General features: G+C 41.1%; 23 protein-coding genes. 14 read left to right on the forward strand and 9 right to left on the reverse strand.

Annotated elements, in window-relative coordinates; all coding sequences use genetic code 11:
- The first annotated feature begins 12 nt into the window (after positions 1-12).
- The gene (locus tag AAFF35_RS11150) at positions 13-450 is read left to right on the forward strand and encodes a response regulator (RefSeq protein WP_342332552.1); all 438 of its coding nucleotides are present in this window, start codon (positions 13-15) and stop codon (positions 448-450) included.
- A 31-nt stretch (positions 451-481) separates the two neighbouring features.
- Positions 482-1495 (forward strand): LacI family DNA-binding transcriptional regulator, encoded by a 1014-nt coding sequence (locus AAFF35_RS11155; protein WP_342332553.1) that lies wholly within the window; start codon positions 482-484, stop codon positions 1493-1495.
- A gap of 9 nt (positions 1496-1504) precedes the next feature.
- Here the strand turns inward: AAFF35_RS11155 and AAFF35_RS11160 are convergent, their stop codons facing one another.
- The gene (locus tag AAFF35_RS11160; RefSeq protein WP_342332555.1) at positions 1505-3238 is read right to left on the reverse strand and encodes a phospho-sugar mutase; all 1734 of its coding nucleotides are present in this window, start codon (positions 3236-3238) and stop codon (positions 1505-1507) included.
- A gap of 200 nt (positions 3239-3438) precedes the next feature.
- Between AAFF35_RS11160 and AAFF35_RS11165 the strand changes: the two genes are divergently transcribed.
- Positions 3439-4752 carry an aspartate kinase gene (locus AAFF35_RS11165; protein ID WP_342332556.1) on the forward strand — a complete coding sequence of 438 codons (1314 nt, stop codon included), beginning with the start codon at positions 3439-3441 and terminating at the stop codon, positions 4750-4752.
- A 10-nt stretch (positions 4753-4762) separates the two neighbouring features.
- Here the strand turns inward: AAFF35_RS11165 and AAFF35_RS11170 are convergent, their stop codons facing one another.
- Entirely contained in the window at positions 4763-4939 is a 177-nt protein-coding gene (locus AAFF35_RS11170; protein ID WP_342332557.1) for a hypothetical protein, read from the reverse strand.
- A 1-nt stretch (position 4940) separates the two neighbouring features.
- On the opposite strand from AAFF35_RS11170, the gene lysA reads away from it, so the two are divergent.
- A complete protein-coding gene (gene lysA / locus AAFF35_RS11175) occupies positions 4941-6098 on the forward strand; it encodes a diaminopimelate decarboxylase (RefSeq protein WP_342332558.1) in 1158 nt (385 codons plus the stop codon).
- Positions 6099-6519: 421 nt separating this feature from the next.
- Here lysA and AAFF35_RS11180 read toward each other — a convergent pair whose 3' ends face one another.
- Together AAFF35_RS11180 and AAFF35_RS11185 are read right to left on the reverse strand one after the other, a co-directional pair.
- Positions 6520-6900 carry an SRPBCC domain-containing protein gene (locus AAFF35_RS11180; RefSeq protein WP_342332559.1) on the reverse strand — a complete coding sequence of 127 codons (381 nt, stop codon included), beginning with the start codon at positions 6898-6900 and terminating at the stop codon, positions 6520-6522.
- An 18-nt stretch (positions 6901-6918) separates the two neighbouring features.
- Positions 6919-8109 (reverse strand): acyl-CoA dehydrogenase family protein, encoded by a 1191-nt coding sequence (locus AAFF35_RS11185; protein WP_342332560.1) that lies wholly within the window; start codon positions 8107-8109, stop codon positions 6919-6921.
- 135 nt (positions 8110-8244) lie between these two features.
- Here AAFF35_RS11185 and AAFF35_RS11190 point away from each other — a divergent pair, with 135 nt between their 5' ends.
- The 4 genes from AAFF35_RS11190 (at position 8245) to AAFF35_RS11205 (ending at position 11162) form a co-directional block, all read left to right on the forward strand.
- A complete protein-coding gene (locus AAFF35_RS11190; protein ID WP_342332561.1) occupies positions 8245-8631 on the forward strand; it encodes a dihydroneopterin aldolase in 387 nt (128 codons plus the stop codon).
- Between the two features lie 48 nt (positions 8632-8679).
- On the forward strand, positions 8680-10077 hold the full coding sequence (locus tag AAFF35_RS11195) for an FAD-linked oxidase C-terminal domain-containing protein (RefSeq protein ID WP_342332562.1): 1398 nt from the start codon (positions 8680-8682) through the stop codon (positions 10075-10077).
- 237 nt (positions 10078-10314) lie between these two features.
- Entirely contained in the window at positions 10315-10950 is a 636-nt protein-coding gene (locus AAFF35_RS11200; RefSeq protein WP_342332563.1) for a bestrophin family ion channel, read from the forward strand.
- Between the two features lie 35 nt (positions 10951-10985).
- Positions 10986-11162, forward strand: coding sequence for a hypothetical protein (locus tag AAFF35_RS11205; protein ID WP_342332564.1), 177 nt, complete (start codon positions 10986-10988; stop codon positions 11160-11162).
- 88 nt (positions 11163-11250) lie between these two features.
- Here AAFF35_RS11205 and AAFF35_RS11210 read toward each other — a convergent pair whose 3' ends face one another.
- A complete protein-coding gene (locus AAFF35_RS11210) occupies positions 11251-11742 on the reverse strand; it encodes a thioesterase family protein (protein WP_342332565.1) in 492 nt (163 codons plus the stop codon).
- 76 nt (positions 11743-11818) lie between these two features.
- Between AAFF35_RS11210 and AAFF35_RS11215 the strand changes: the two genes are divergently transcribed.
- Together AAFF35_RS11215 and AAFF35_RS11220 are read left to right on the forward strand one after the other, a co-directional pair.
- Positions 11819-12253, forward strand: coding sequence for an Hsp20/alpha crystallin family protein (locus AAFF35_RS11215; protein ID WP_342332566.1), 435 nt, complete (start codon positions 11819-11821; stop codon positions 12251-12253).
- Positions 12254-12478: 225 nt separating this feature from the next.
- The gene (locus AAFF35_RS11220; RefSeq protein WP_073225927.1) at positions 12479-13252 is read left to right on the forward strand and encodes an HAD-IIA family hydrolase; all 774 of its coding nucleotides are present in this window, start codon (positions 12479-12481) and stop codon (positions 13250-13252) included.
- 270 nt (positions 13253-13522) lie between these two features.
- Here AAFF35_RS11220 and AAFF35_RS11225 read toward each other — a convergent pair whose 3' ends face one another.
- A complete protein-coding gene (locus tag AAFF35_RS11225) occupies positions 13523-14335 on the reverse strand; it encodes a M57 family metalloprotease (RefSeq protein ID WP_342332567.1) in 813 nt (270 codons plus the stop codon).
- 515 nt (positions 14336-14850) lie between these two features.
- Positions 14851-16242 carry an arginine decarboxylase gene (locus AAFF35_RS11230; RefSeq protein ID WP_124587357.1) on the reverse strand — a complete coding sequence of 464 codons (1392 nt, stop codon included), beginning with the start codon at positions 16240-16242 and terminating at the stop codon, positions 14851-14853.
- 103 nt (positions 16243-16345) lie between these two features.
- On the opposite strand from AAFF35_RS11230, the gene AAFF35_RS11235 reads away from it, so the two are divergent.
- Positions 16346-17296, forward strand: a complete 951-nt coding sequence (locus AAFF35_RS11235; RefSeq protein ID WP_342332569.1) for an arginase — start codon at positions 16346-16348, stop codon at positions 17294-17296.
- 3 nt (positions 17297-17299) lie between these two features.
- On the forward strand, positions 17300-19081 hold the full coding sequence (argS, locus tag AAFF35_RS11240) for an arginine--tRNA ligase (RefSeq protein WP_342332570.1): 1782 nt from the start codon (positions 17300-17302) through the stop codon (positions 19079-19081).
- Between the two features lie 117 nt (positions 19082-19198).
- On the opposite strand, the gene AAFF35_RS11245 is transcribed toward argS, so the two are convergent.
- Together AAFF35_RS11245 and AAFF35_RS11250 are read right to left on the reverse strand one after the other, a co-directional pair.
- Positions 19199-19555, reverse strand: a complete 357-nt coding sequence (locus AAFF35_RS11245) for a DUF4870 domain-containing protein (RefSeq protein WP_342332571.1) — start codon at positions 19553-19555, stop codon at positions 19199-19201.
- Positions 19556-19613: 58 nt separating this feature from the next.
- Positions 19614-20732 carry an AI-2E family transporter gene (locus tag AAFF35_RS11250; RefSeq protein WP_342332572.1) on the reverse strand — a complete coding sequence of 373 codons (1119 nt, stop codon included), beginning with the start codon at positions 20730-20732 and terminating at the stop codon, positions 19614-19616.
- A gap of 133 nt (positions 20733-20865) precedes the next feature.
- On the opposite strand from AAFF35_RS11250, the gene mnmE reads away from it, so the two are divergent.
- Together mnmE and AAFF35_RS11260 are read left to right on the forward strand one after the other, a co-directional pair.
- Positions 20866-22236, forward strand: a complete 1371-nt coding sequence (gene mnmE, locus AAFF35_RS11255) for a tRNA uridine-5-carboxymethylaminomethyl(34) synthesis GTPase MnmE (protein WP_342332573.1) — start codon at positions 20866-20868, stop codon at positions 22234-22236.
- Positions 22237-22554: 318 nt separating this feature from the next.
- Positions 22555-23136: a helix-turn-helix domain-containing protein gene (locus AAFF35_RS11260; protein ID WP_342332574.1), complete on the forward strand. Its 582-nt coding sequence runs from the start codon at positions 22555-22557 to the stop codon at positions 23134-23136.
- Positions 23137-23296: the final 160 nt, after the last annotated feature.

Genomic DNA, 23296 nt, shown 5'->3' on the forward strand with positions numbered 1-23296 from the left:
AGATCTATTCTGATGAAAAAATTTAAGAACCTTAGCTGTGTGTTGCTGGTAGATGACGACATCCCAACCAATTATATTCACCGTAAAATAGTTCAGAATACCAATATTGAAGTGAGTGTAAAGTCGATTACTTCGGCAAGGGAGGCGTTGGACTATCTGACATTTTCGGGGAAATATGAAAACGATGAAGATACCGAAAGACCGGGCATTATCTTCCTGGACATCAATATGCCGGGAATGAGTGGCTGGGATTTTATGGAGGAATATCGTAAAATTGATGCTGCACATAAGGCGAGAACAATTGTAGTGATGCTAACCACTTCTTTGAATCCTGATGATGAATTAATGGCCTCTGCGAATCAGGAAATCGTTAATTATATGCATAAACCACTCAATGAGGATGCATTTGTTAAAATTGCAGGTAAATATTTTGAGGAGATTAGCAATTAAATCTATAGATTGGCGGTAAATTAATTTACAAATGAAACCTCCATCTATTAAGGATATTGCAAAAAGAGCAGAAGTATCCATCACTACCGTTTCCTTTATCTTAAATGGTAAAGCAGAAAAGATGCGCATCAGTAAGGAGGTCATCAAGCGGGTAGAAGAGATCATTCAGGAGCTTGGCTTTAAGCCAAACCAGGTGGCCAGAAGCCTGAGGACCGGAAATACAAAGACCATTGGTCTGATCGTAGAAGACATTTCAAATCCGTTTTTTTCTGCGATTGCCAGACTTATTGAAGATAAAGCGTATAAAAAAGGATATAAGATCAGTTATTCCAGCACGGAAAATGACCCGGTGAAAGCGAGAGAGCTAATCGAGATGTTCAAGTCGCGGAAAGTAGATGCTTATATCATCGCACCCGTTCCGGGAATTGAAGAAGACATCAGACAATTGCTGGCGGAAAGGATTCCAGTGGTCATTTTCGATAGGAACCTGCCTGACCTGGATGTCAACTATGTCGTGGTCGATAACCTCGAAGGAGGATATTCTGCGACGGAATTCCTGATCAATAAGGGAAGAAAGAATATTGCTTTTGTAACGGTTGACGTAGGAGTTGACCAGATCAACAATCGTTTTCTGGGTTATCAGAAGGCATTAAGAGATCATGGAATTAAGGCCAATGAGAAAACACTGGTGAAAATTCCTTTCGATGCCACCGAGGAAGATACGAACAACCTGTTAAAGGTCCTGTTTGAAGAAAACCCTCAGATCGATGCGGTATTTTTCTCTACGAATTACCTTGCAGTGCGTGGCTTGTTCTTCCTGAAGAGCATTCAGAAACCGATTAATGATGGCTTTATGATTGTGGCCTATGATGACCAGGATGTGTTCCGGATTCATACACCTCCAATCAGTGTGGTTGATCAACCCATAGAACAGATTGCTGAAAAGATCATTGATATCATTCTTCAGGAACTTTCCGCGGATCGATCATTACCCCAGTCTGAAAGAAGTAAGGTGATTTTACCTACTAAATTTATAGAAAGATGATTTAGAGGCTTAAGCCTCTAAATCTTTCATAATCGCTTTAACTTTATCGCCAAGTCTGGCATCAGTTTCTTTAAAGCTTTCTTTATCTTTTAATGGCGCATTAACGCTGCAATAGAACTTGATTTTAGGTTCTGTTCCGGATGGTCTTGCGGAAACAATGCTGCCATCAGCAGTAATGAACTGCAATACATCCGATTTTGGAAGCTCCAGTTTCGTTTTCTCCCCGCTTAACAGGTCGGTTTCTGTACCCAGTTCATAGTCCTTCAGCGTCACGACCTGAGCACCTCCGAGGGTAGCAGGTGGATTGTTTCTGAATTTCTCCATCATGGCTTTGATTTCTTCCGCTCCGGTTTTACCTTTTTTGGTAATGGAAACCAGCTCTTCTTTATACAAACCGTATTCTACATACATGTCTAACATTGCATTGTATAAACTGCTGCCTTTATCTTTATAGAAAGCCGTCATTTCAGAGATGAAAGCACAGGAAACGATCGCATCTTTATCCCTTACCAACTCACCGATCAGGTAGCCATAACTTTCCTCGCCACCACCAATAAAAGTTTTCTTGCCCTGCAGGTTGGTCATCAGCTGACCGATCCATTTGAATCCGGTTAAGGTGTTATAGTAGGTAACGTTTTTCTTTTTAGCGATCTCTTCAATCAGGTTACTCGTCACAATCGTTTTCACGATGTACTGATCACCGGTTAGCTTTCCTTTTTCTTCCCATGCACTCAACAGGTAGTTGATCAGTAAGCTTCCGGTTTGGTTTCCATTCAGCAATACAAACTCTCCGTCGTTATTTTTTACAGCGATACCTACTCTGTCTGCATCCGGGTCTGTTGCCAATACCAGATCAGCATCAATTTCTTCCGCTTTTTTAAGGGCCAGGGTCAAAGCTTCTTTTTCTTCCGGATTTGGATACACTACCGTAGGGAAGTTTCCATCAGGTTGGCTTTGTTCTTCTACAAGGGTCAGGTTGGTGAAACCAAACTGCGCCAATGCCTGAGGCACAAGCGTGATTCCGGTACCATGAATAGGAGAGTAAACAATTTTAAGGTCTTTCTGACGGGCGATGGCTTCCGGAGAAACCGACAGTTCAGTGATCTTATCCAGATACAACTGATCAATTTCTTCTCCGATCAATTCTACATTGGCATCGATGCGATCGAATTTCACTTCATCAATACTGCTGATTTTGGCCACTTCGTCCATCACCATGGTATCGTCAGGAGCGGTGAATTGGCCGCCGTCTTCCCCATAGGCTTTATAGCCATTGTATTCTTTAGGGTTATGTGAAGCAGTTAACATCACGCCACTTTTGCAACCCAGTTCTCTGACTGCAAAAGAAAGCTCCGGTGTAGGCCTTAATGCTTTGAAGAAATACACATGGATTCCATTGGCAGAAAATACATCTGCAGTGATGCCGGCAAAGTAATCGGAATTGTTACGGCTGTCGTGCGCAATGGCTACTTTGACCTTTTCTCCCGGATATTTTTTCAGCAGGTAATTGCACAATCCCTGAGTTGCAGTACCAATGGTGTATTTATTGATCCTGTTGGAACCTGCACCCATGATGCCGCGTAATCCTCCTGTTCCAAATTCCAGACTTCTGTAGAAAGAGTCTGTGAGCTCTGTAAAGGCTTCTTTGTCTAAAAGCTGTTGGATTTCTTCTTTTGTTTTCGTGTCGTAATTACCATTAAGCCATTGGTTTATGGTGCTTAAGGTTGCGGCTTCTAATTGCATATGATAATGTTATAACTTTTGATTGGTTATGGGATAAACAAAATTGCCTGTACCATGTTTTGCAGGAGGACAAAAAAAATGCATTATTCCAAATTTTATTTTGTGTATTTAGTGCTATATATCGGCGATTTATTTAATTTCACGCCCAATTACAAGTATATAGCCAATTTATCAAAAAATAAAATTCTTACCTCAATTAAATGAAGATATTAAAGTTTGGAGGAACTTCCGTAGGAAGCCCTGAGCGCATGAAAAAGTTGCTGGACATTATTAATCCAGCCGAAGAGCAAATTGTGGTCCTATCAGCCGTGTCTGGTACAACCAATAGTTTAGTGGAAATTTCAGGCAAACTTTTAAAGGAGGATAAACAGGTGGCGTTAAGCTTAATTAACGCATTGCACCAGAAATATAATGAATTTGTGATAGAGCTGTTGCCTGAGGAAGAATTTCGCGGACAGGGGCAGGAAGTGGTAGATTATCATTTCGGCTTTTTAAGTTCATTGGTGAACGATATTTTCACACCAATCGAAGAGAAAGTGGTCTTGGCACAAGGTGAATTGTTGTCGACTACCCTCTACCATATTTACCTGAAATCTATCGGTGTTGCTTCTGTATTGCTTCCTGCATTGGACTTCATGAAGATTGATGAAGACAATGAGCCTGATGTTCCATACAGCACCAGACATTTACAACCTTTGCTGGATCAGCATAAGGGAAATAAACTATTCATCACTCAGGGATTCATCTGCAGAAACAGCTTTGGCGAAGTAGATAATTTAAGACGTGGTGGAAGTGATTATACCGCATCATTAATCGGCGCCGCGATCCTGGCCGAAGAGGTTCAGATCTGGACGGATATCGATGGGATGCACAACAATGATCCAAGGATCGTAAAAGGAACGAAACCTATTTCTCATCTCTCTTTTGATGAGGCTGCAGAGCTTGCCTATTTTGGGGCAAAGATTTTACACCCACAGTCGGTATTCCCGGCACAAAAATATAAGATTCCGGTACGCTTACTGAATACAATGGAGCCAGCTGCGGCAGGAACATTGATCTCTATAGATAGTGAAAAAGGAAAGATCAAATCTATCGCTGCAAAAGATGGTATTACAGCCATCAAAATCCAGTCGAGCAGAATGTTATTGGCTTACGGTTTTCTAAGAAGGGTATTCGAGATTTTTGAAAGGTATAAAACGCCAATCGATATGATCACGACTTCGGAGGTTGCCGTTTCTTTGACAATAGATTTTACGGATAACCTGGATAAGATCGTAGAAGAGCTTCATGCTTTCGGTTCGGTAGAGATCGATAATGATCAGAGTATCGTTTGTGTGGTTGGAGATTTTAGTGCAGACAAGCATGGTTATGCAGCCCGTGTACTGGATTCCATTAAACACATTCCTATTCGCATGATCTCTTACGGTGGAAGTAATTACAACATTTCCCTGCTGATCAATACGAAAGATAAAACAGAAGCTTTAAAGAGTTTACATAACCGTTTGTTTGAATAAGGAAGCGGTTTTACCGCTTCCTTAACCAGACGACAATGGCAATGATCAGGACAACCAGGAAGAAGAAGATCCTGACTCTTCTGTTGTATTCCGCAGAATTCATCTTATTGTTCCTGTAATCAATATAATTGCCAATATAGATTAAACTCAAAACAACGATAAAAAATATAATCAGATACTTGAACATTATGTTTTCCGATAAAGATATAGCACGTTTCGCGAATTTAGAAACACCCTTTTATTATTATGACCTTACTTTACTGCAAAAAACGTTAAGTGATTGCGCAGCGGCCGCTAAGGTATATAATTTTCATGTGCACTATGCCATGAAAGCAAATTTCAATCCTGCTGTTTTACAAAAGATCAAGGCCGTAGGTTTTGGTGCTGACTGTGTAAGCGGGGGCGAGGTGAATAAGGCCATCGAGATTGGCTTTGATAAAAAACAGGTTGTTTTTGCGGGAGTGGGTAAGTCCGACCGGGAGATCAATGCTGCACTGGACCATGATATTTTCTGCTTTAACGTAGAATCTGTTCAGGAGCTGGAAGTGATCAATGAACTGGCGGAAAAGAAAGGAAAGCTGGCGAGAGTGGCCATCCGTATCAATCCAAATGTAGATGCGCATACGCACCATAACATCACGACCGGATTGGATGAGAACAAATTCGGGGTTAATTCCTGGGACCTGCCTGCCTGTGCAGAGATGTTAAAGAAAAGTCCGAACCTGGAATTTATAGGGATTCACTTCCATATCGGATCGCAGATCACGAACATGGATGTCTATAAAAATTTATGTGTACGTGTGAATGAATTTGCCGGATGGTTCGAAGAACGTGGTTTCATCGTAAAAGTATTAAATGTTGGCGGTGGTTTAGGGATTGATTACCATAACCCGGAACAGCAGGTGCCGGACTTTGCTGCTTATTTTAAAGTGTTCCAGGAGTTTCTGGAAGTAAGGTCTAACCAGGAGGTTCATTTTGAACTGGGCAGGGCTTTAGTTGGACAATGTTCTTCACTGATCAGCAAGGTGCTTTATGTAAAAAACGGAAAGAAAAAGAACTTTATCATTCTGGATGCCGGAATGACGGAATTAATGAGGCCGGCTTTATATCAGGCTTACCATAAAATTGAAAACATTTCTAAGCTTGCTTTGGAAGATTCGGTAAAATATGATGTGGTTGGCCCGATTTGCGAAAGCACAGATTGCTTTGGCAAAGAGGTCGAATTGCCAGAAACCTTACGTGGAGACCTGATTGCTTTGCGCAGTACAGGTGCTTATGGAGAGGTCATGGCTTCGCATTATAATTTAAGAGAGAACATCGTTTCTGTATACGATACGGAAGGATAAAGGCTTGTTCGGCTTTGCTTTCAGGAATTGGCAGTTTTTGCTTTAATGTTGCTGAATAATAGCTGATTAATATAATTCTGGTTAAAAAAGAAGGTATTACTACTCAAAGGCTGGAACCTTTGCCCTGAAGGGGGCAAAATTCCTATGCCTTTTCCTAGAATACCTTCTTTTTTTTTTGAAATTAAGTGTCAAAATCAGGCACAATGAATCATCGTCAAAATAGAAATCCTGCATGGGTACGCCATTAAGAAGGCAATATACCTGTGCAGGATTTTAAAAAAAAGAGGTGTTTCTTTGAGGACGTTCGAATATTTGCCCTTCAGCAAAGATTCGGGGACGAAAAGAGATTCCTCTTTTTTTAAAACTAAATTTTATTTGAATTTCAGCTATAGAAGTACTACTATTTAAGCAGTCTTTTCTTTTATTCTTCGAAAAAGTCGATCAGACCACCGAAATAGTATTCGGTTAATCCTGCGGTGAATTCGTCGTAATCTTCGTCAGGGATATTCGTTTGCACGAATTCCAGCGAAGTTCCTTTTTTGTCTTCATGCAGTTTAATGGTCACGATAGAAGGTTCATTTTCTTCTCCGAAATACCATTGCTGAACGATCTTTTTGCCGTATTCCAATTCCAGGTTTTTACCTACGATATCGCCATCCCAAAAAGAGAATTCTGTGTTTACTTCTTCTGTAAATTCCGCTTCTGCACCTGTCCACAGCTGGATGCTTTGCGCCTTTGTCATCGCCCAATACACCTCTTCAGGAGGAGCAGGGAGGGAATAATATTTTTTAAATGTTTTCATTGCTGGCGCAAATATAGGTTATTTGAATGCGTTTATTCCAGTCACATCCATTCCGGTGATCAATAAGTGAATGTCATGTGTTCCTTCATAGGTCACTACAGATTCTAAGTTCATCATGTGTCTCATGATCGAGTATTCTCCGGTGATTCCCATTCCACCTAACATTTGTCGGGCATTACGGGCGATATCCAATGCGATTTCTACACTGTTTCTCTTGGCCATAGAGATTTGTTCTGCAGTGGCTCTGTTTTCACTTTTCAAGACACCTAAACGCCATACCAGCAATTGTGCTTTTGTAATTTCAGTCACCATTTCGGCTAATTTCTTTTGCTGCAACTGGAATCCGCCGATAGGTTTACCGAATTGTACGCGTTCTTTGGAATAACGCAATGCGGTATCATAGCAGTCCATTGCAGCACCCAATGCGCCCCAGGCAATGCCATAGCGTGCCTGGTTTAAGCAACCCAATGGTCCCTTTAATCCACTGATTTCCGGGAAAAGGTTTTCTTTGGGAACTTTCACATTGTCAAATACCAGCTCGCCGGTAGCGGAAGCCCTTAAGCTCCATTTGTTATGTGTTTCCGGAGTGCTGAAGCCTTCCATTCCTCTTTCTACGACTAATCCTCTGATTTTGCCGGATTCATCTTTTGCCCATACCACAGCGATATCTGCAAAAGGAGCGTTGGAGATCCACATCTTTGCGCCATTCAACAGGTAATGGTCGCCTTTGTCTTTTATATTGGTTACCATTCCACCAGGGTTCGATCCATGATCCGGTTCGGTGAGTCCGAAACAGCCCATCAGTTCACCTGTAGCTAATTTTGGAAGGTATTTTTTGCGTTGTTCTTCTGTACCATAAGCGTAGATCGGGTACATGACCAAGGAGCCCTGAACGGAAGCGGTCGACCTGATTCCGGAATCACCGCGTTCGATTTCCTGCATCAGGATTCCGTAGGCAATGTAATCCAGTCCGGCGCCACCATATTCTACAGGGATGGTCGGTCCAAAAGCACCAATTTCTCCCAGCCCTTTGATCAGGTGTTTAGGGAATTCTGCCCTTTGTGCATAGTCTTCAATGATCGGGCTCACTTCTTTCTTCACCCAGTCTCTGGCCGCAGAGCGGATCAGCTTGTGTTCTTCCGTAAGTAATTCGTCGAGTAAATAATAATCAGGAGCTTCGTAAAGGTCTTTTTTGGCAGATTTATTCATTGTTTACACTATATTTGGTTAAGTGATCAGCTGTTGCTTTTGTTTGAAACGGGATTTTTTCAAAGCCCTTTGCTTCAAAGGTAATAATTTCGGGGAATGGCTGGTAAAAACCGTCCAAAAAATTAATTTTGCCAAATGAGTTCAGCAAATAGCTATATACAGACCGTTGCGTTAAGAGATGTAAAGTGTTTCGCCCTTCACGGCTGGTACCCGGAAGAGCATTTAACCGGGATTTACTTTTTGGTAGATGTGGTGGTCACTTTTGTCCATACCGGAGATACGGAAAACCTGAACCATACGGTGAATTATGAAGTGATCAATACCATCATTCTGGAGGAAATGCAAAACACGCAGAAGATGCTGGAAACGGTGGTGAAGCGGATTCTGGACCGTGTGATTGCCCATTATCCTTTTGTGTTGACTGCCCAGGCAGGGATTCGAAAAATGAACCCGCCAATGCCGGGGGAAGTTGGCCATTCTTTCGTTCAGCTGAGCTATACTGCTCCTGAAAAGCAAGCTTAAATCCTTTTAAATTACCCTCCTTTAAAGATTAAAAAAACCAAATATATAATGGAATACACTAAAATAACTTCAGAATTGCTGGAGCTGATCAAAACAGCTGTTGGTGCAGAAAGTGTTTTTACGGATGAAGATTCTTTAAACACTTATTGTCATGACGAAACTGAAGATTTGAAATATTACCCTGAAGTAGTGGTTAAACCTAAAGATACTGCTTCAGTGGCTGCCTTATTAAAATTATGTAATGCACATCATGTTCCTGTGACGCCCCGTGGTGGTGGAACGGGTTTGAGTGGGGGCGCATTGCCGGTCTTCGGTGGCGTATTGCTGTCTATGGAGAAGTTTAAAAAAATCATTGACATCGATACAGAAAACCTGCAGGCGGTAGTGGAGCCGGGTGTGATCACCCAGGAATTTATGGATGCCGTTGCTGAAAAGGGATTGCTTTATCCCATTGATCCTTCGAGTAAAGGCTCCTGCTTTATCGGCGGAAATGTAGCGCATGGTTCCGGTGGGCCAAGGGTGGTGAAGTACGGAACGATCAGGGAATACATCCTGAATCTGGAAGTGGTTCTCCCTACCGGAGAGGTAATCTGGACCGGTGCAAATACCCTGAAATATGCTTCGGGTTACAACCTGACACAGTTGATGATCGGTTCTGAAGGTACCCTGGGTGTGGTTACGAAGATTGTGGCCAAGCTGATTCCAAAGGTTCAGCACAGTGTACTCATGATGGCTTCTTTTTCTGAAAATGAACAGGCTTGTGGTGCGGTATCGGCCATCTTTAGGGCAGGGGTGATTCCTTCTGCGCTGGAATTTATGGAAAGAAGGGGAGTGGAATGGGTAATTGAATATGACGACATCAAATTTGACCTTAAAGATGGGGTCAATGCTTTTCTTTTGATCGAATTTGACGGCGATGATATGGATGCCATTTTTAAAGACTGTGAGCGTGTGAATGTCGTACTGGAGGAGTTTGGTTGTACGGATGTGCTTTTTGCAGATACTGCGATGCAAAAGGACGAACTGTGGAAGATCAGGCGCACGATGCCGGAGTCGGTGAAGTCTAACTCTATCTATAAAGAAGAAGATACCGTGGTGCCAAGAGCGGCGTTGCCGAAATTGATTAAAGGAATTAAGGAGATCGGTGGCAGATATGGCTTCGAGAGTGTGTGTTACGGGCACGCAGGGGATGGAAACCTCCACGTGAACATCATTAAAGCAGGGATGAGCGACGAAGATTGGAAAAACAAATTGAAAGAGGGGATTGTCGAGGTATTTGAACTGACCAGTGCATTGGGAGGAACCATTTCCGGAGAGCATGGAATTGGCCTGGTGCAAAAGGATTTTATGCCGATAAAATACAGTGAAATCCACCTGAACCTGATGCGCAGCATTAAAACGGTCTTTGACCCTGCGGGTATACTGAATCCGGGGAAGATCTTTTAAGATTTTTAGCGCTATGATAAGCCTGGGATGGCCGGATTAAATTCGGGCCATCCTTTTTTTATGAGGTTTAATGTCAGAGGAGGGTCAGACCTTGGGGTTTGGGATTGGTTTTTGATGTAGCAAGTTCTATTTTAGAAAAATAATGGATAAAACGAAGATTTTGCTGATCGAAGATACACCGGACCTGGTTTCTGTGATTGTGAGGGGCCTTACTGCTGGGTTACGGTTTATGCCATTTTGATTGCCGTTTTATACGAGAACTTTCACATCACCAGGATCTCTGTTCCGATTGCTGTTCCTACGATTTTAGGGACGGTGATCTCCCTGCTGCTGGCTTTTAAATCCAATCAGGCTTCCGACAGGTGGTGGGAGGCGAGGACCCTCTGGGGAGCAATCGTGAATGATTCCAGAACCTTGACAAGGCAATTGATTACTTTCATTGACGTGCCATTCGGGGCCTCAGATGAGCGGTCATTCTGTGAACGTATGGCGAAAAGACAAATCGCATGGTGTTACAGTCTTAGCCGGTATTTGAGAGGAGAAGATCCACTTTTCCAATTGGAGCGCTTTATCAGCGCGGAGGATCTGGAATACATTAAAAGGTATAGCAATGTTCCATTGGCGCTGCAGGAGTTGCAGGTGAGAGATTTACGGAACGCCTTTAAACTGGGCTGGATCAATGAATTTCAGCAAGTGCAGATCGATAAAACCTTAACTGCTTTTTCAAATGAGATGGGCGGATGTGAACGGATTAAGAATACGGTTTTCCCATCTACCTATGCCGTATACATTCATTTTTCACTGATTCTGTTTATCATGCTTTTGCCCTTTGGCCTGATTGAGTTTTTTGGAATCATTGAAGTCCGCTTGTAATTGCCATCTCCTGTTCTTTTTTCTTAATAGAGAAAATGGCGATTCATCTGCAGGATCCATTTGAGAATAAGCCAACGGATACGCCTACGACTACTATTTGCCGGACGATTGAAAGAGACCTCAAGCAGATGCTGAAAGAAAGTCATAAGCACGATGAAGACCTGAAAGAGAAGTCTGCGCTGAAAGCGTCCAATATCTTTTATATTCTTTAAGCGCTGCGGTAATGAGCCCTGTAAAACGGAGGCCGGTAAAAGAAATCTTTACCGGCTTCTCCATTTTTCGGCCCCTGAGCCGCTTTGTCTATTTATTTTCCAATTGTTCAAAAGAGATCATTCTCGCCTTTTCGTTTTCCGGGATAGGGCATGCCGCTTTTGTATGATAATCGAAGGCAACACAAACGGTTTTTCCTTTACTGCAGGCCACTTCTTTTCCATGTTCGTGTTTGACCAACAGGTATTCCAGATCGAAGCTGCTGTTTCCTATTCTTGAAGTTCTTACATACATGCTGATTTTATCGTCGACCAATATTGGGAGGATGTAATCCAGACTCGCCTGGGCAATGACAACCCCTGTCTTTTTCCAATCCCATTTAATGGCCACGTTCCAGTATTTAGACCTCGCAACTTCAAGATAAGTAAAGTAGACCGCATTGTTCACATGGCCGAACATATCAAAATCTGCAAACCGGGTTTCAATCTCTGTTTTATACTTAAAACTGTCTAAATGGTTGATGATGTCTGCCTTTTTGTCTTGTTGTTTTGGTTTTGTGCGCCATAATGTCTTGAAATTCATAAAAAATAGGGTTGGTATGAGTGTTGATTAGCTGTTTAGTATAAAATTAAAACTTAAATAAAAGGAGAAATAAGCAATGACACTAGTAAAATTTAACAACAGAACCAGAAACACTGCACCTTACTTTAACAACGTATTTGACTCTTTGTTTAGTGAGGCATTAAATAAAAATTTAACTGTAAACAAAGTTCCGGGAGTAAACATTCTGGAGACTGAAGCAGATTACAAAATTGAATTGGCTGCCCCTGGTTTGACAAAAGAAGATTTTCAGATCAACTTAAAGAAAGACACTTTATCGGTATGGGCAGAGAAAAAAGTAAGCGAAACTGATGAGAAAAAAGACTATACCCGCAAGGAATTTGATTATTTCTCTTTCGCAAGATCATTCGTGTTGCCTGAGAGTGTAGATGCAGAAAAAATCGCTGCGGAATACATCAACGGGATTTTAAACATCACGATTGGTAAAAAAGATGAAACTAAGTCGGCTACTAAAGAGATTAAAGTTTCTTAATACAAGGTTTTCATAATTGGTTTGGTTTAAGGTTGTAAGGGCATATCGGGAGATATGTCCTTATTTTTTTGAGGGTGCTCAGAACAGATCTCATTATTTTCAACAATATCAATCTGTAAAGTGTTAAGTCTTGTTTTAATTCATTGCGTTATATGTGCATCTTTATTGTAAATTAAGCGGCAAAAAGAAACTAAATCATTATTACGAAATTACGAACAGAAAAATATGAAACACGGACTTCTAATTGACATGGATGGTGTCATTTACAGCGGTGAAACTTTAATCGAGGGCGCAGATAAGTTTATTGCCAATCTGCTTAAAAACGACATACCCTTTACCTTTATGACCAATAATAGTCAACGTACCCGGCTTGATGTGGTTCGTAAGCTAAAACTTTTGGGCATTGAGGTGACTGAAAAACATGTTTACACCAGTGCTATGGCCACCGGTAAATTCCTGGGTGATCAGGGCGAAAACGGAACGGCTTATGTATTAGGCGAGGGGGGACTGATTACCAGTTTACATGAAAACGGCATTAACCTGGTGAATACTGATCCTGAGTTTGTGGTATTGGGTGAGGGCCGGAATTTTACTTTGGAAATGGTACAACGCGCGGTAGATATGATTCTGGCAGGCGCAAAATTCATCACGACCAATCAGGATCCATCTCCTAAAAAACCAGGATGGAACAACCTCGGTATCGCAGCAACTACGGCAATGATCGAAGAGGCAACCGGCAGGAAAGCTTTTGTAATTGGAAAGCCGAGTCCTGTAATGATGCGTTCGGCCAGAAAGTATCTGGGACTGGAAACTGCAGAGACGACTGTAATAGGGGATACCATGGAGACCGATATACAGGGAGGAGTACAAATGGGTTACAAAACGATATTGGTTTTATCCGGAATTGCAAAAAAAGAAAGTTTAAGTGAGTACGCTTTTAAACCGGATTTAATTGTCGGTTCGGTAGATCAGCTTGAATTCCCTTTGAAATGGTGGTAATGCCATTTTACCGGGAAAACAAGGTACAGCGAGCTTTCTACTGGAATAGGTATTGGCCATATTCAGTGCTGATGATGTTATAAGTTTATCAAAAAATCACTATGTTAAATATAATTTAAAGCTCAGAAGATGGTATTAAGTTATTAATAATCAAAAGAATAGAAATAGAGTTGAAACAAAAGAGCCTATATCATTGATTTATGATACAGGCTCTTTTTGTCTTCAAATTAATCGAAATATAAGTTTATATCGGTAAACAAAGGAGCGATATTACAGTATTCGTGGGTATAAAATTTTCATAGCCTGTACGTCTCCTGTAGTAAAGGCAGTCCATGGAAGTACAACAGAATTCATAACGGAATTAGGATCTACCAGAGGGGGAGTGGTTTGCCATGGATTTGTAGCCTGAATAAATATACCAACATTCTGATCAGTATGGTTTAACCCGATGGTATGACCAAGTTCATGTGTGATTGCAAAAAGTTTTTCACTACTGATCAGGCCGTTGTACTTGCTGTTAATCTCAATGCTTACCCCAGCTCTGCCATTTGATGTTGGGAGATAAGCACGTGCAATCCAATTGGCATTTTCGTAACCCATAAATACCCGGGTATCTGATGCAAAAGCAAAATCTGTTGTAGACATTCCGAGTTCAATACTTCCATCATTACTGACCATGTTGTTCCAATTCGAAGTTGCGCCCTGAACAGCCGTTTTCCATTCAAGTGGTACAGACGGTTCGATATACAACCTGATATTCTTGTGATAAGGGTTTTTGACAATATAATTGTGTCTCCAATGTTCTGTCTGTGGGGAGCCTGCAGGACTTTCGTTTTTTATTCTTGTGGCAACTTCCTCGGCGCTGATGATAATGTCGTGGTCAAGAATAAATTTTCCGTCTTTAAAAACGACATTTTCCGCTTTGAATCCTTGTTTAACAAAATAAGCTATTGAAGATGCCATATCATCTTTTGCATTTGGTGTAGCTGTGGTTTCCTTTTTTTTGCAGGATGAGACAATTGAGGAGAATAGTAAGATGCAAGCGAGCAGGCATACTTTGTTGAAATAGGGTTTAGTGTTCATGGGATGATTTAGTTTAAGTGTGATTTATTTGATTGATTATAGTTAAAGTAAAAATAGATTAATTTATTGTGCTTGTCAAGTGTTTTTTTTTGTTTGGTAAATGTTTGACAAAACAAACTTTTGTAAGCCAATCTGCTCTCTTGTTTGGTGTAGCAGGACTCATTTGATGAGTGGTTAGATCGTCAGACAGGTGGTTCAAAAAAGTCCGTAACTTAAATAAACTTTAGATAAATGAAAACAGGAAATAGTTATTATTAATAAGTCAGGTGTTTTTTGATCAAAAAGGAATGGAGTAGCGTGTTCGAAGCTACTGCAGCTTCAATTTCAAAATCTTCTTTTTTATGGAAAATGACAGGTGAATTGATCTTTCTGATCCGTTGTACCTGGATAAGCAGTTGTTGTCAGGGTTTAACCGGCTGTCGAACGGTTTTAGAATAGAAATAAATACAAGACACAAAAGGCTGTATCATGATTTATGACACAGCCTCTTGAATTATGCTTTACCTGGTGTACGTTTAAGCGTAACCCAGGATTTTTAATACCTGCTTACTGTTTTGCTCTTCACCGAATACCTCAAAGTTGAACGTTTCATCTCTGTTTCTGCGAATGATCACATGTTTAGGACTTGGCAACAAGCAATGGTGAATACCGCCATATCCACTCAGTACTTCCTGATAAGCTCCGGTATTGAAGAAGCCGAGGTATTGTACTTTACGTGTTTTAGGCATGAACACACTGTTCATATGTGCTTCCTGATTGTAGTAATCCTGGCCATCACAAGTGATCCCACCTAAGTTTACCCGTTCATATTCTGCATCCCAGTTGTTGATCGGAAGGAGGATGTATTTTTGGTTCAATGCCCATACATCCGGAAGGTTGGTGATGAATGATCCATCCAGCATCAGCCATTTCTCTCTGTCGTTCTGTTGTTTACGACCCAATACTTTATATAAGATACCAGATGCTTCTGCAACGGTGTATTTACCAAATTCAGTGATGATATCCGGTTCTACCACATCGTGCTCTGCACAGATCTCTTTAATCCTTTTTACGATTTCATTCACCATGTATTCGTAATCGAAATCAAATACCAGGGAGTCTTTAAATGGCATACCGCCACCGATATCTAAAGTATCCAGCTCAGGATTGATCTTTTTAAACTTGCAATACAAGGTCACGTATTTTTCCAGCTCATTCCAGTAGTATGGAGAGTCTGTGATTCCGGAGTTGATAAAGAAGTGAAGTAATTTTACCCTGAAGTTAGGATTGGCCGAGATCTTATTGTTGTAGAAATCGATCACATCTTCCATACGGACCCCTAATCTGGAGGTGTAGAATTGTGAATCCGGCTGCTCTTCTGCCGCGATACGGATGCCCAGATTACAAGGTGTATCCAGTTCTACTTCATCATCGAAAAGATTAAATTCTTCTTTGTTGTCCAGTACAGGGATGATGTTTTTATAGCCATCATGCAACATATCAATGATATACTGTTTGTACTGGTAGGTCTTAAATCCATTACAGATTACGGTGATGTCTTTGGTAAGGGCACCTTTTTTCTCTAATGCCTCAATCATGGGCATATCGAATGCAGATGAGGTTTCCAAATGGATGCCATTTTTCAAGGCTTCTTCAACAATGTGCCTGAAGTGCGAACTTTTAGTACAATAACAATACTTATAATCCCCACGGTAATTGTTCTTGATGATCGCCGTTTGAAATAATAATTTGGCTTGTTGGATTTTCTTACTTATCATTGGGAGGTAAGTGAAACGTAATGGCGTACCATAGGTTTCAATCATCTCCATCAGATTGAGATCTTGAAAATATAATTCGTCGTCTATAACGCTGTAACCTTCCTGAGGAAAACCAACACTTAGATCAAGAAATTCGGAGTAACTCTGCATTTTTTATATTTTTGAACAATTATTTAAAGGAGTAGCAAATTAAAATGAGTTAATTTCGGTTCCAAAGATAAACACTTTATAAAATACACTTGTATTTTTTTTTATGACTAAGACTTTAAAAATTATTGAGGTAAAATCCGAGATCGGCGCCGGCACCCGCGGAGCCAGTTTAGGAGTAGATGCAATTAAGATTGCGGCATTGGATTTTGGGAGCAGATTTTTCAAAAAACACAAATCTGTAGAGGTGCCGAACGAGAACCATTTATTGCTTGAAGGTACCGGGAGCCCCTATGCGAAGCGGATTTCTGGAATTTTGACCATGGTAGAGCGGGTGAGTGAAATGGTGCAAACTACACTTGATGAGAAACAATTTCCAGTGGTTCTGGCAGGTGATCACAGTACTGCCGCCGGGACTATTGCAGGTATAAAAGCAGCCTATCCCAAGTCGAAATTAGGGGTAATCTGGATCGATGCACACTCAGATTTACATTCGCCTTACACTACACCTTCCGGAAATATGCACGGAATGCCGCTTGCGATGGCGCTCGACGAAGATAATTTAGAGTCGAAGGTGAACAAGCTGGATCAGGAGACGATCAACTACTGGTATCAGCTAAAAAACGTGGGAAATATAGCACCTAAGATTAATTATCGCGATCTTGTGCTGATTTCTGCAAGGGACATGGAGAAACCGGAAGAATTTTTACTTAAGAAAAACAAAGTAAAGATCTACACGACGGCGGATGTCCGGAAAAGAGGCGTAGAGCGGACAGTAATCGACACTTTAGTCTACCTTGACCATTGCGACCTGATCTATGTTTCATTTGATGTAGATTCTATGGACCCTACCGCATCCCGCGGAACAGGAACACCGGTTGCACAGGGACTGACAGAAAGAGAAGCGGGAAAGCTAATGTCCGGGCTGATCACCAACCAAAAGGTATGTTGCTTCGAAATTGTAGAAGTAAACCCTACTCTCGACAGAGAGAATCAAATGGCAGAACATGCCTTTGAGATTTTAATTAAAGCGACGAACGCTTTTAGAAACGAGTAAATTATGAATATCGAACAACATATTACCACTGCAACGATAGCTGCAGTAAAGCATTTATACGATCAGGAGATTCCTGAAAAACAGGTTAGTTTACAAGATACCAGAGTAGAATTTGAAGGACAGATCACGATTGTTGTGTTTCCTGTCGTACGTTTTTCTAAGAAATCACCGGAAGTAACGGCAACTGAGCTTGGCGAATACCTGGTAGAACATATTGAAGAAGTGACTGCATTTAATGTGGTAAAAGGATTCCTGAACTTAACCGTAGCGGATAGCTATTGGTTAAACCTGTTTAACCAGGACCTGCTGAGCCCTGATTTTGGCGCGGTACCGGCCAATGGTAAAAAGGTGATGGTGGAATATTCTTCGCCAAATACCAATAAGCCATTACACCTTGGACACGTAAGGAACAACCTGCTGGGATATTCTGTGGCGGAATTGCTGAAAGCAAGCGGTCATGAAGTGTATAAAGTAAATCTGGTGAACGACAGGGGAATCCATATCTGTAAATCCATGCTGGCATGGCAGAAATGGGGAAATGGCGAAACTCCTGAAAGTTCCTTGTTGAAAGGTGATCACCTGGTAGGAAAATACTATGTCATCTTTGATAAAGAGTACAAAAAAGAAATTGAGGCTTTAAAAGCAGAAGGACAGACAGAAGAGGAAGCGAAAAAGAATGCGCCACTAATCAAAGAAGCGCAGAAAATGTTGCTGGATTGGGAGAATGGAGATGAAGCGGTGATGTCTTTATGGAAAACCATGAATGGTTGGGTATATGACGGCTTTGCCGTGACTTACAAAACCATGGGTGTCGACTTCGATAAATATTATTATGAGAGCAATACTTACCTCTTAGGTAAGGGAACGGTAGAAGAAGGCCTGGAAAAAGGCGTGTTCTTTAAGAAACCGGATGGCTCTGTATGGATTGATTTAACTGCGGATGGTTTAGATCAGAAACTGGTTTTACGAGCGGATGGTACTTCCGTATACATCACTCAGGATCTGGGAACTGCTCAAATGAAACACGATGATTTCCAGATGGATGATTCCTTATATGTGGTTGGAAATGAGCAGGATTATCACTTTAAAGTGTTGTTCCTGATTCTGGAGAAACTGGGTAAAACCTGGGCTAAAGGATTACACCATTTGTCGTACGGCATGGTGGATCTTCCAAGCGGAAAAATGAAATCAAGAGAAGGTACTGTGGTTGATGCCGATGATTTGATGGCAGAAATGGTGGAAACCGCCAAACAGAAAACCGAAGCCTTAGGAAAGGTGAACGACTTCTCTGAAGAAGAAAAAGAAAACTTATACCAGAATATCGGATTGGGAGCGTTAAAATACTTCCTGTTGAAGGTAGAGCCTAAGAAACGCTTGTTATTTGATCCTGCGGAATCTATTGACTTCCAGGGGAACACAGGTCCGTTTATCCAGTATACTCATGCACGTATCAAATCGTTGTTGAATAAGGCAGGATATGATACGGCCAGAGGTGGTGCGGAAAAGGTGATGCTGACAGCTACAGAACGTGAGATGATCATGTTACTGGCAAAATATCCTGCAGAGCTGATTGCTGCTGCAAAGGTGTATAGCCCTGCAAGTCTGGCCAATTATCTGTATGAAGTGGCTAAGCTATTCAACAAGTTCTATCATGAGGTTCCGCCAATTGTGAAGGAAGAAGATGAGGAATTGAAACATCACCGTTTAAACATCAGTGCGGTAACTGCAGGAATTCTTAAATCCGGAATGAGGATTTTAGGAATCACCGTTCCGGAAAGAATGTAAATTCCGTTTATCCTATTTGAAAGGTGCAGAGGTGCACCTTTTTTGTTTACTTTTTATAACACATAAAAAAAGCAGGACTTAATTTAAGCCCTGCTTTTTTTTGAGAATTTAATAATTCTAGAGATTTGGAAACATGGTTTGCGCCGTTTTTCCAATCAAAGGCATTTCTTTTTTCTCTCCCTGGATCGCACCGATAAAACCGATTACCCATAAGATAAATATTCCGAGATAGACCAATTTATAGATCAGACCTGCATCGAAAGGCATGATGGCAACAAAAATGCTGAGTCCAATATTTAAACCAAGTACAATAAGAAAGAGTAACAGCGTTTGTCTGAGGTGAAAACTACCCAGCTCTGTTTTCTTGTCTTTGTGCATGGCAAAGTAGGCCACCAGCCATCCTATAAGGGTGATGTAGCTGACAATTGCCGCCGTCTTTCCATCGTCTGTTGATGAGTTAAAGTTTGTTTCCATAGATTCGATTTGTTAATTTTCGATGTTAATATAATAAAATAATTGTTATTCAGTTGATTTATTTACTTACACCGGGGTCTGTGGGTACCGGTTTTTTCTTTCTGAAAGCTGCAAAAGTCATCGGGCTTTTGGCAGGTCTTTCATCACCCAATAACACGCCCCATTGCCTGAATGTCTCTGTTCTATCGAAGATTACTTTCAGTACCGCAATGATTGGCATGGAGAGAAACATTCCGGAAACACCGGCAATACTTCCTCCGATAATTACCCCGAGAATCGCAAAGAGGGCATTGATCTTCACTTTGGAGCCTACAATTTTTGGCATCAGGATATTGTTGTCCAGAAATTGTACGACTGCAATTACTCCTAGTACCGTAATTACCGGCCATAATTCCGTAGAGGAGGTTAGGGTAAGCAATACACCGATGATGTTTCCGATTAAAGCACCTACATAAGGGATCAGGTTTAAGATCGCGAAAATCACACCGATCAACAAGGCGTGTTTGATGCCGATCAGCAATAAGATCCCTCCCAATAAGATGGTCATATAGGTCACCTGAATCAACAATCCTATCAGGTAGTTTTTGATGATGGCCTCTGTCTCGTAAATGGCTTCTTTTACCTTTGGATGGTGATCAGGTTTAAACCACATGAAAATGAAACGCAGTAAAATGTCTTTGTAAAACAACATCAGGTAGATATATATGGGAAGTAATCCCACAAATACAAAAATGGAGCTCAGTGTTACTGCCGCACCACTTGCCGCTTTTCCAGCCATTCCCAACAGGTCATCACTCTTTTCGGTAATGAATTTCATCTGTTCAGTGGTAGAAACGTGACTGATGGTACTGAACCACTCGCTGAGTGATTTCAGGTGCGAATTTACATTGCTTTTGATCTGAGGAAAATCTGCCGCCAAAACACCGATTTGCGCGGAGAAGAACCATACAATGGCACCTACAAAAATCACGACAAGGAGGATGGGCAGGATAATTGCGGCAATTTCCGGAAACTTGTATTTCCTTAAAAAGCGAAATATAGGAAGAAGCACAATGCTGATGAAAAATGCCATGATTACGGGCATGATGATGTCTTTTCCAATAACCATCAGCGCGCCAACGAGGACGATTCCGAGAAGTTCAATGGATCTTTTTACGGTTAGGGGCATTTCTTTCATAAGGAGATGGGGCTTTTAGAGCGATAATACGGCTTGAATTGTAGTTTATTTGTTTTTTCAAAAGGTAAACACGGTAAGGTATGAAATGTTTGGCTAGTTTTGTAAATAATCAAAACACAGTATATTTCTTTTTATGATCAGTAACGAAACCATAGTTGCCTTATCTACACCTCCAGGAATCGGGGCTATAGGTGTGATCCGCCTTTCGGGTAAGGACGCAATCACTATCACAAATTCAGTTTTTAGTGGAAAAGACCTGCTGAAGCAGGATTCTCATACACTACATTTTGGGTTGATAAAGGATGGAGATATGGTGATTGATGAGGTGGTGGTGAGTTTGTTTGTCGCCCCGAAATCTTATACGAAAGAGAATGTGGTAGAGATTTCCTGTCATGGGTCGAATTACATCATTCAACAGATCATTTCTTTATTGATCAGAAGAGGAGCATCGGCGGCTAAGCCAGGGGAATTTACTTTAAGGGCATTTTTAAATGGTGGATTAGACCTTTCCCAGGCAGAAGCAGTTGCAGATTTGATTTCCTCGGATTCCCAGGCAGCGCATAGCGTAGCGATGAACCAGTTAAGAGGAGGTTTTAGTACCGAGCTTAATTTGCTAAGGGAGCAATTGATTCATTTTGCTTCCATGATAGAACTGGAGCTTGATTTTTCTGAAGAGGATGTGGAGTTTGCAAACAGAGACCAGTTACAGGATCTGATCAATAAGATCACTTTGGTGATCAATAAACTGATCCGTTCGTTTGAATTGGGGAACGTGATTAAGGAAGGAATCAATACGGTAATTGCGGGTAGACCAAATGCCGGTAAATCAACGTTGTTAAATGCGCTGTTAAATGAAGACCGGGCAATTGTGAGTGAGATTGCGGGGACAACAAGGGATACGATTGAAGAGGTTTTAAATATCAATGGGATTAACTTCAGGTTGATCGATACAGCGGGAATCAGAGAGGCTACAGATACGATTGAGGCGATAGGAGTGGAGAAGACGATGCAGAAGATTAGTCAGTCTGCGGTATTGGTGTATTTGTTTGATGTACTGAACCTTTCTGCTTCAGAGATTAAAGAGGATATCGCAAGTTTGCATAAGCCTGGCGTATCTTTTGTTGCGGTAGCGAATAAAATGGACCTTTCTTATAATGACAGGCTTAAAGAATTAAATCTCCCTGCTGATATCAATTTTATTTCGATCTCTGCAAAAGAGAATCAGGGGATTGAGGAATTGAAGGAATTGATTTATAATACGGCAGTAGGTGATAAGTTATCAGCGAATCATACAATGGTAACGAACATCAGACACGTGGAGGCCTTGCAGAAAACGCAGGTGGCATTGAGCAGTGTGGCGAACGGATTGTTGAATCCGGTAACTTCGGATTTTCTGGCCATGGATATCAAGCAGGCGCTTTATTACCTAGGAGAGATCACAGGCCAGGTGACAACTGATGATTTGCTAGAGAATATTTTTAGTAAGTTCTGTATCGGTAAATAATCGAGGATAAATACCACATAGTTACGACAAGCAATGACAAGTAAGTAGCTTATTGTTAATAAGTTATGTGTATTTCTTTTGTCCATATTTTTGGATATATGCTTTTGTTTTTCTGACTTTTGTAGCGCATTTGTAGCTTTTCTCATCTAAAAATCTTGTGAAAAATTCACCTGGTAAATGATGGCGACTAAGGACATCTAATGACACTTAATAACACCTATTGACGCCTAATGACACTTAAAAAGGGCGAGTTAACTACAGGTGTTATTGGTGGATTTGATCAAAAAAGCTGTTGCATCTGCGTTAAACAAGCTTAGAATGAGTTCGAATATTAAGGTCAAAAGAATTTGTGAATTCTGCGGTAATAGCTTCATGGCAAGAACGACTGTGACCAGATTCTGCAGTCATATTTGTAACAGCAGGTATGGCAAACGAAAGGTCCGGGAACTCAAGATTCAGGCTTCTGAAAAACAAGTTGTAGCTACTGTAGCTGCTACTGCTAAAGATGTAGTCGCCGCTGAATTTTTAACGGTCAGTGAAGCTGCCAGGTTGTTGAATATTTCCATCAGAAGTATTTATAACATTATTCAGACAGGTAGGATAAAAGCGGTAAGATTAACTCCCCGAAAAACTTTGATTAAAAGAGTGGATATTGATTTGATGCTTGTACTTTCTGAATATCAAGTGCCTGTTCTGAAGGCACGTAAAAAGAACCCACATCCAAAGTATTGTTACTCTATGACTGAGGCGCAAGAGGTACTTAATTTTTCTGAGAAAGCATTATGGGATCTGTTAAAGAGGAATAACATTCCGAAATATCGTGACGGCAAGTTTAGTTACGTTTTGAAGTCTGATCTATCAGGAAAGTGCAATTGTTTGTTGATTAGAATCCTAATCTGATGCTATATTTGCGACATGAATTTACCCATGCGAATCAACTTTGATGATAAAGACTATACTTACATCATTATCACCAAGGGTATCACTAAACTTACTACTGAAATCCAAATTAATCTCCATGGTATGGAGTATTTACTGTCTTGCAACTCAGATGGGGATT

The organism is Pedobacter sp. FW305-3-2-15-E-R2A2 (genome assembly GCF_038446955.1).
Taxonomy (GTDB): domain Bacteria; phylum Bacteroidota; class Bacteroidia; order Sphingobacteriales; family Sphingobacteriaceae; genus Pedobacter.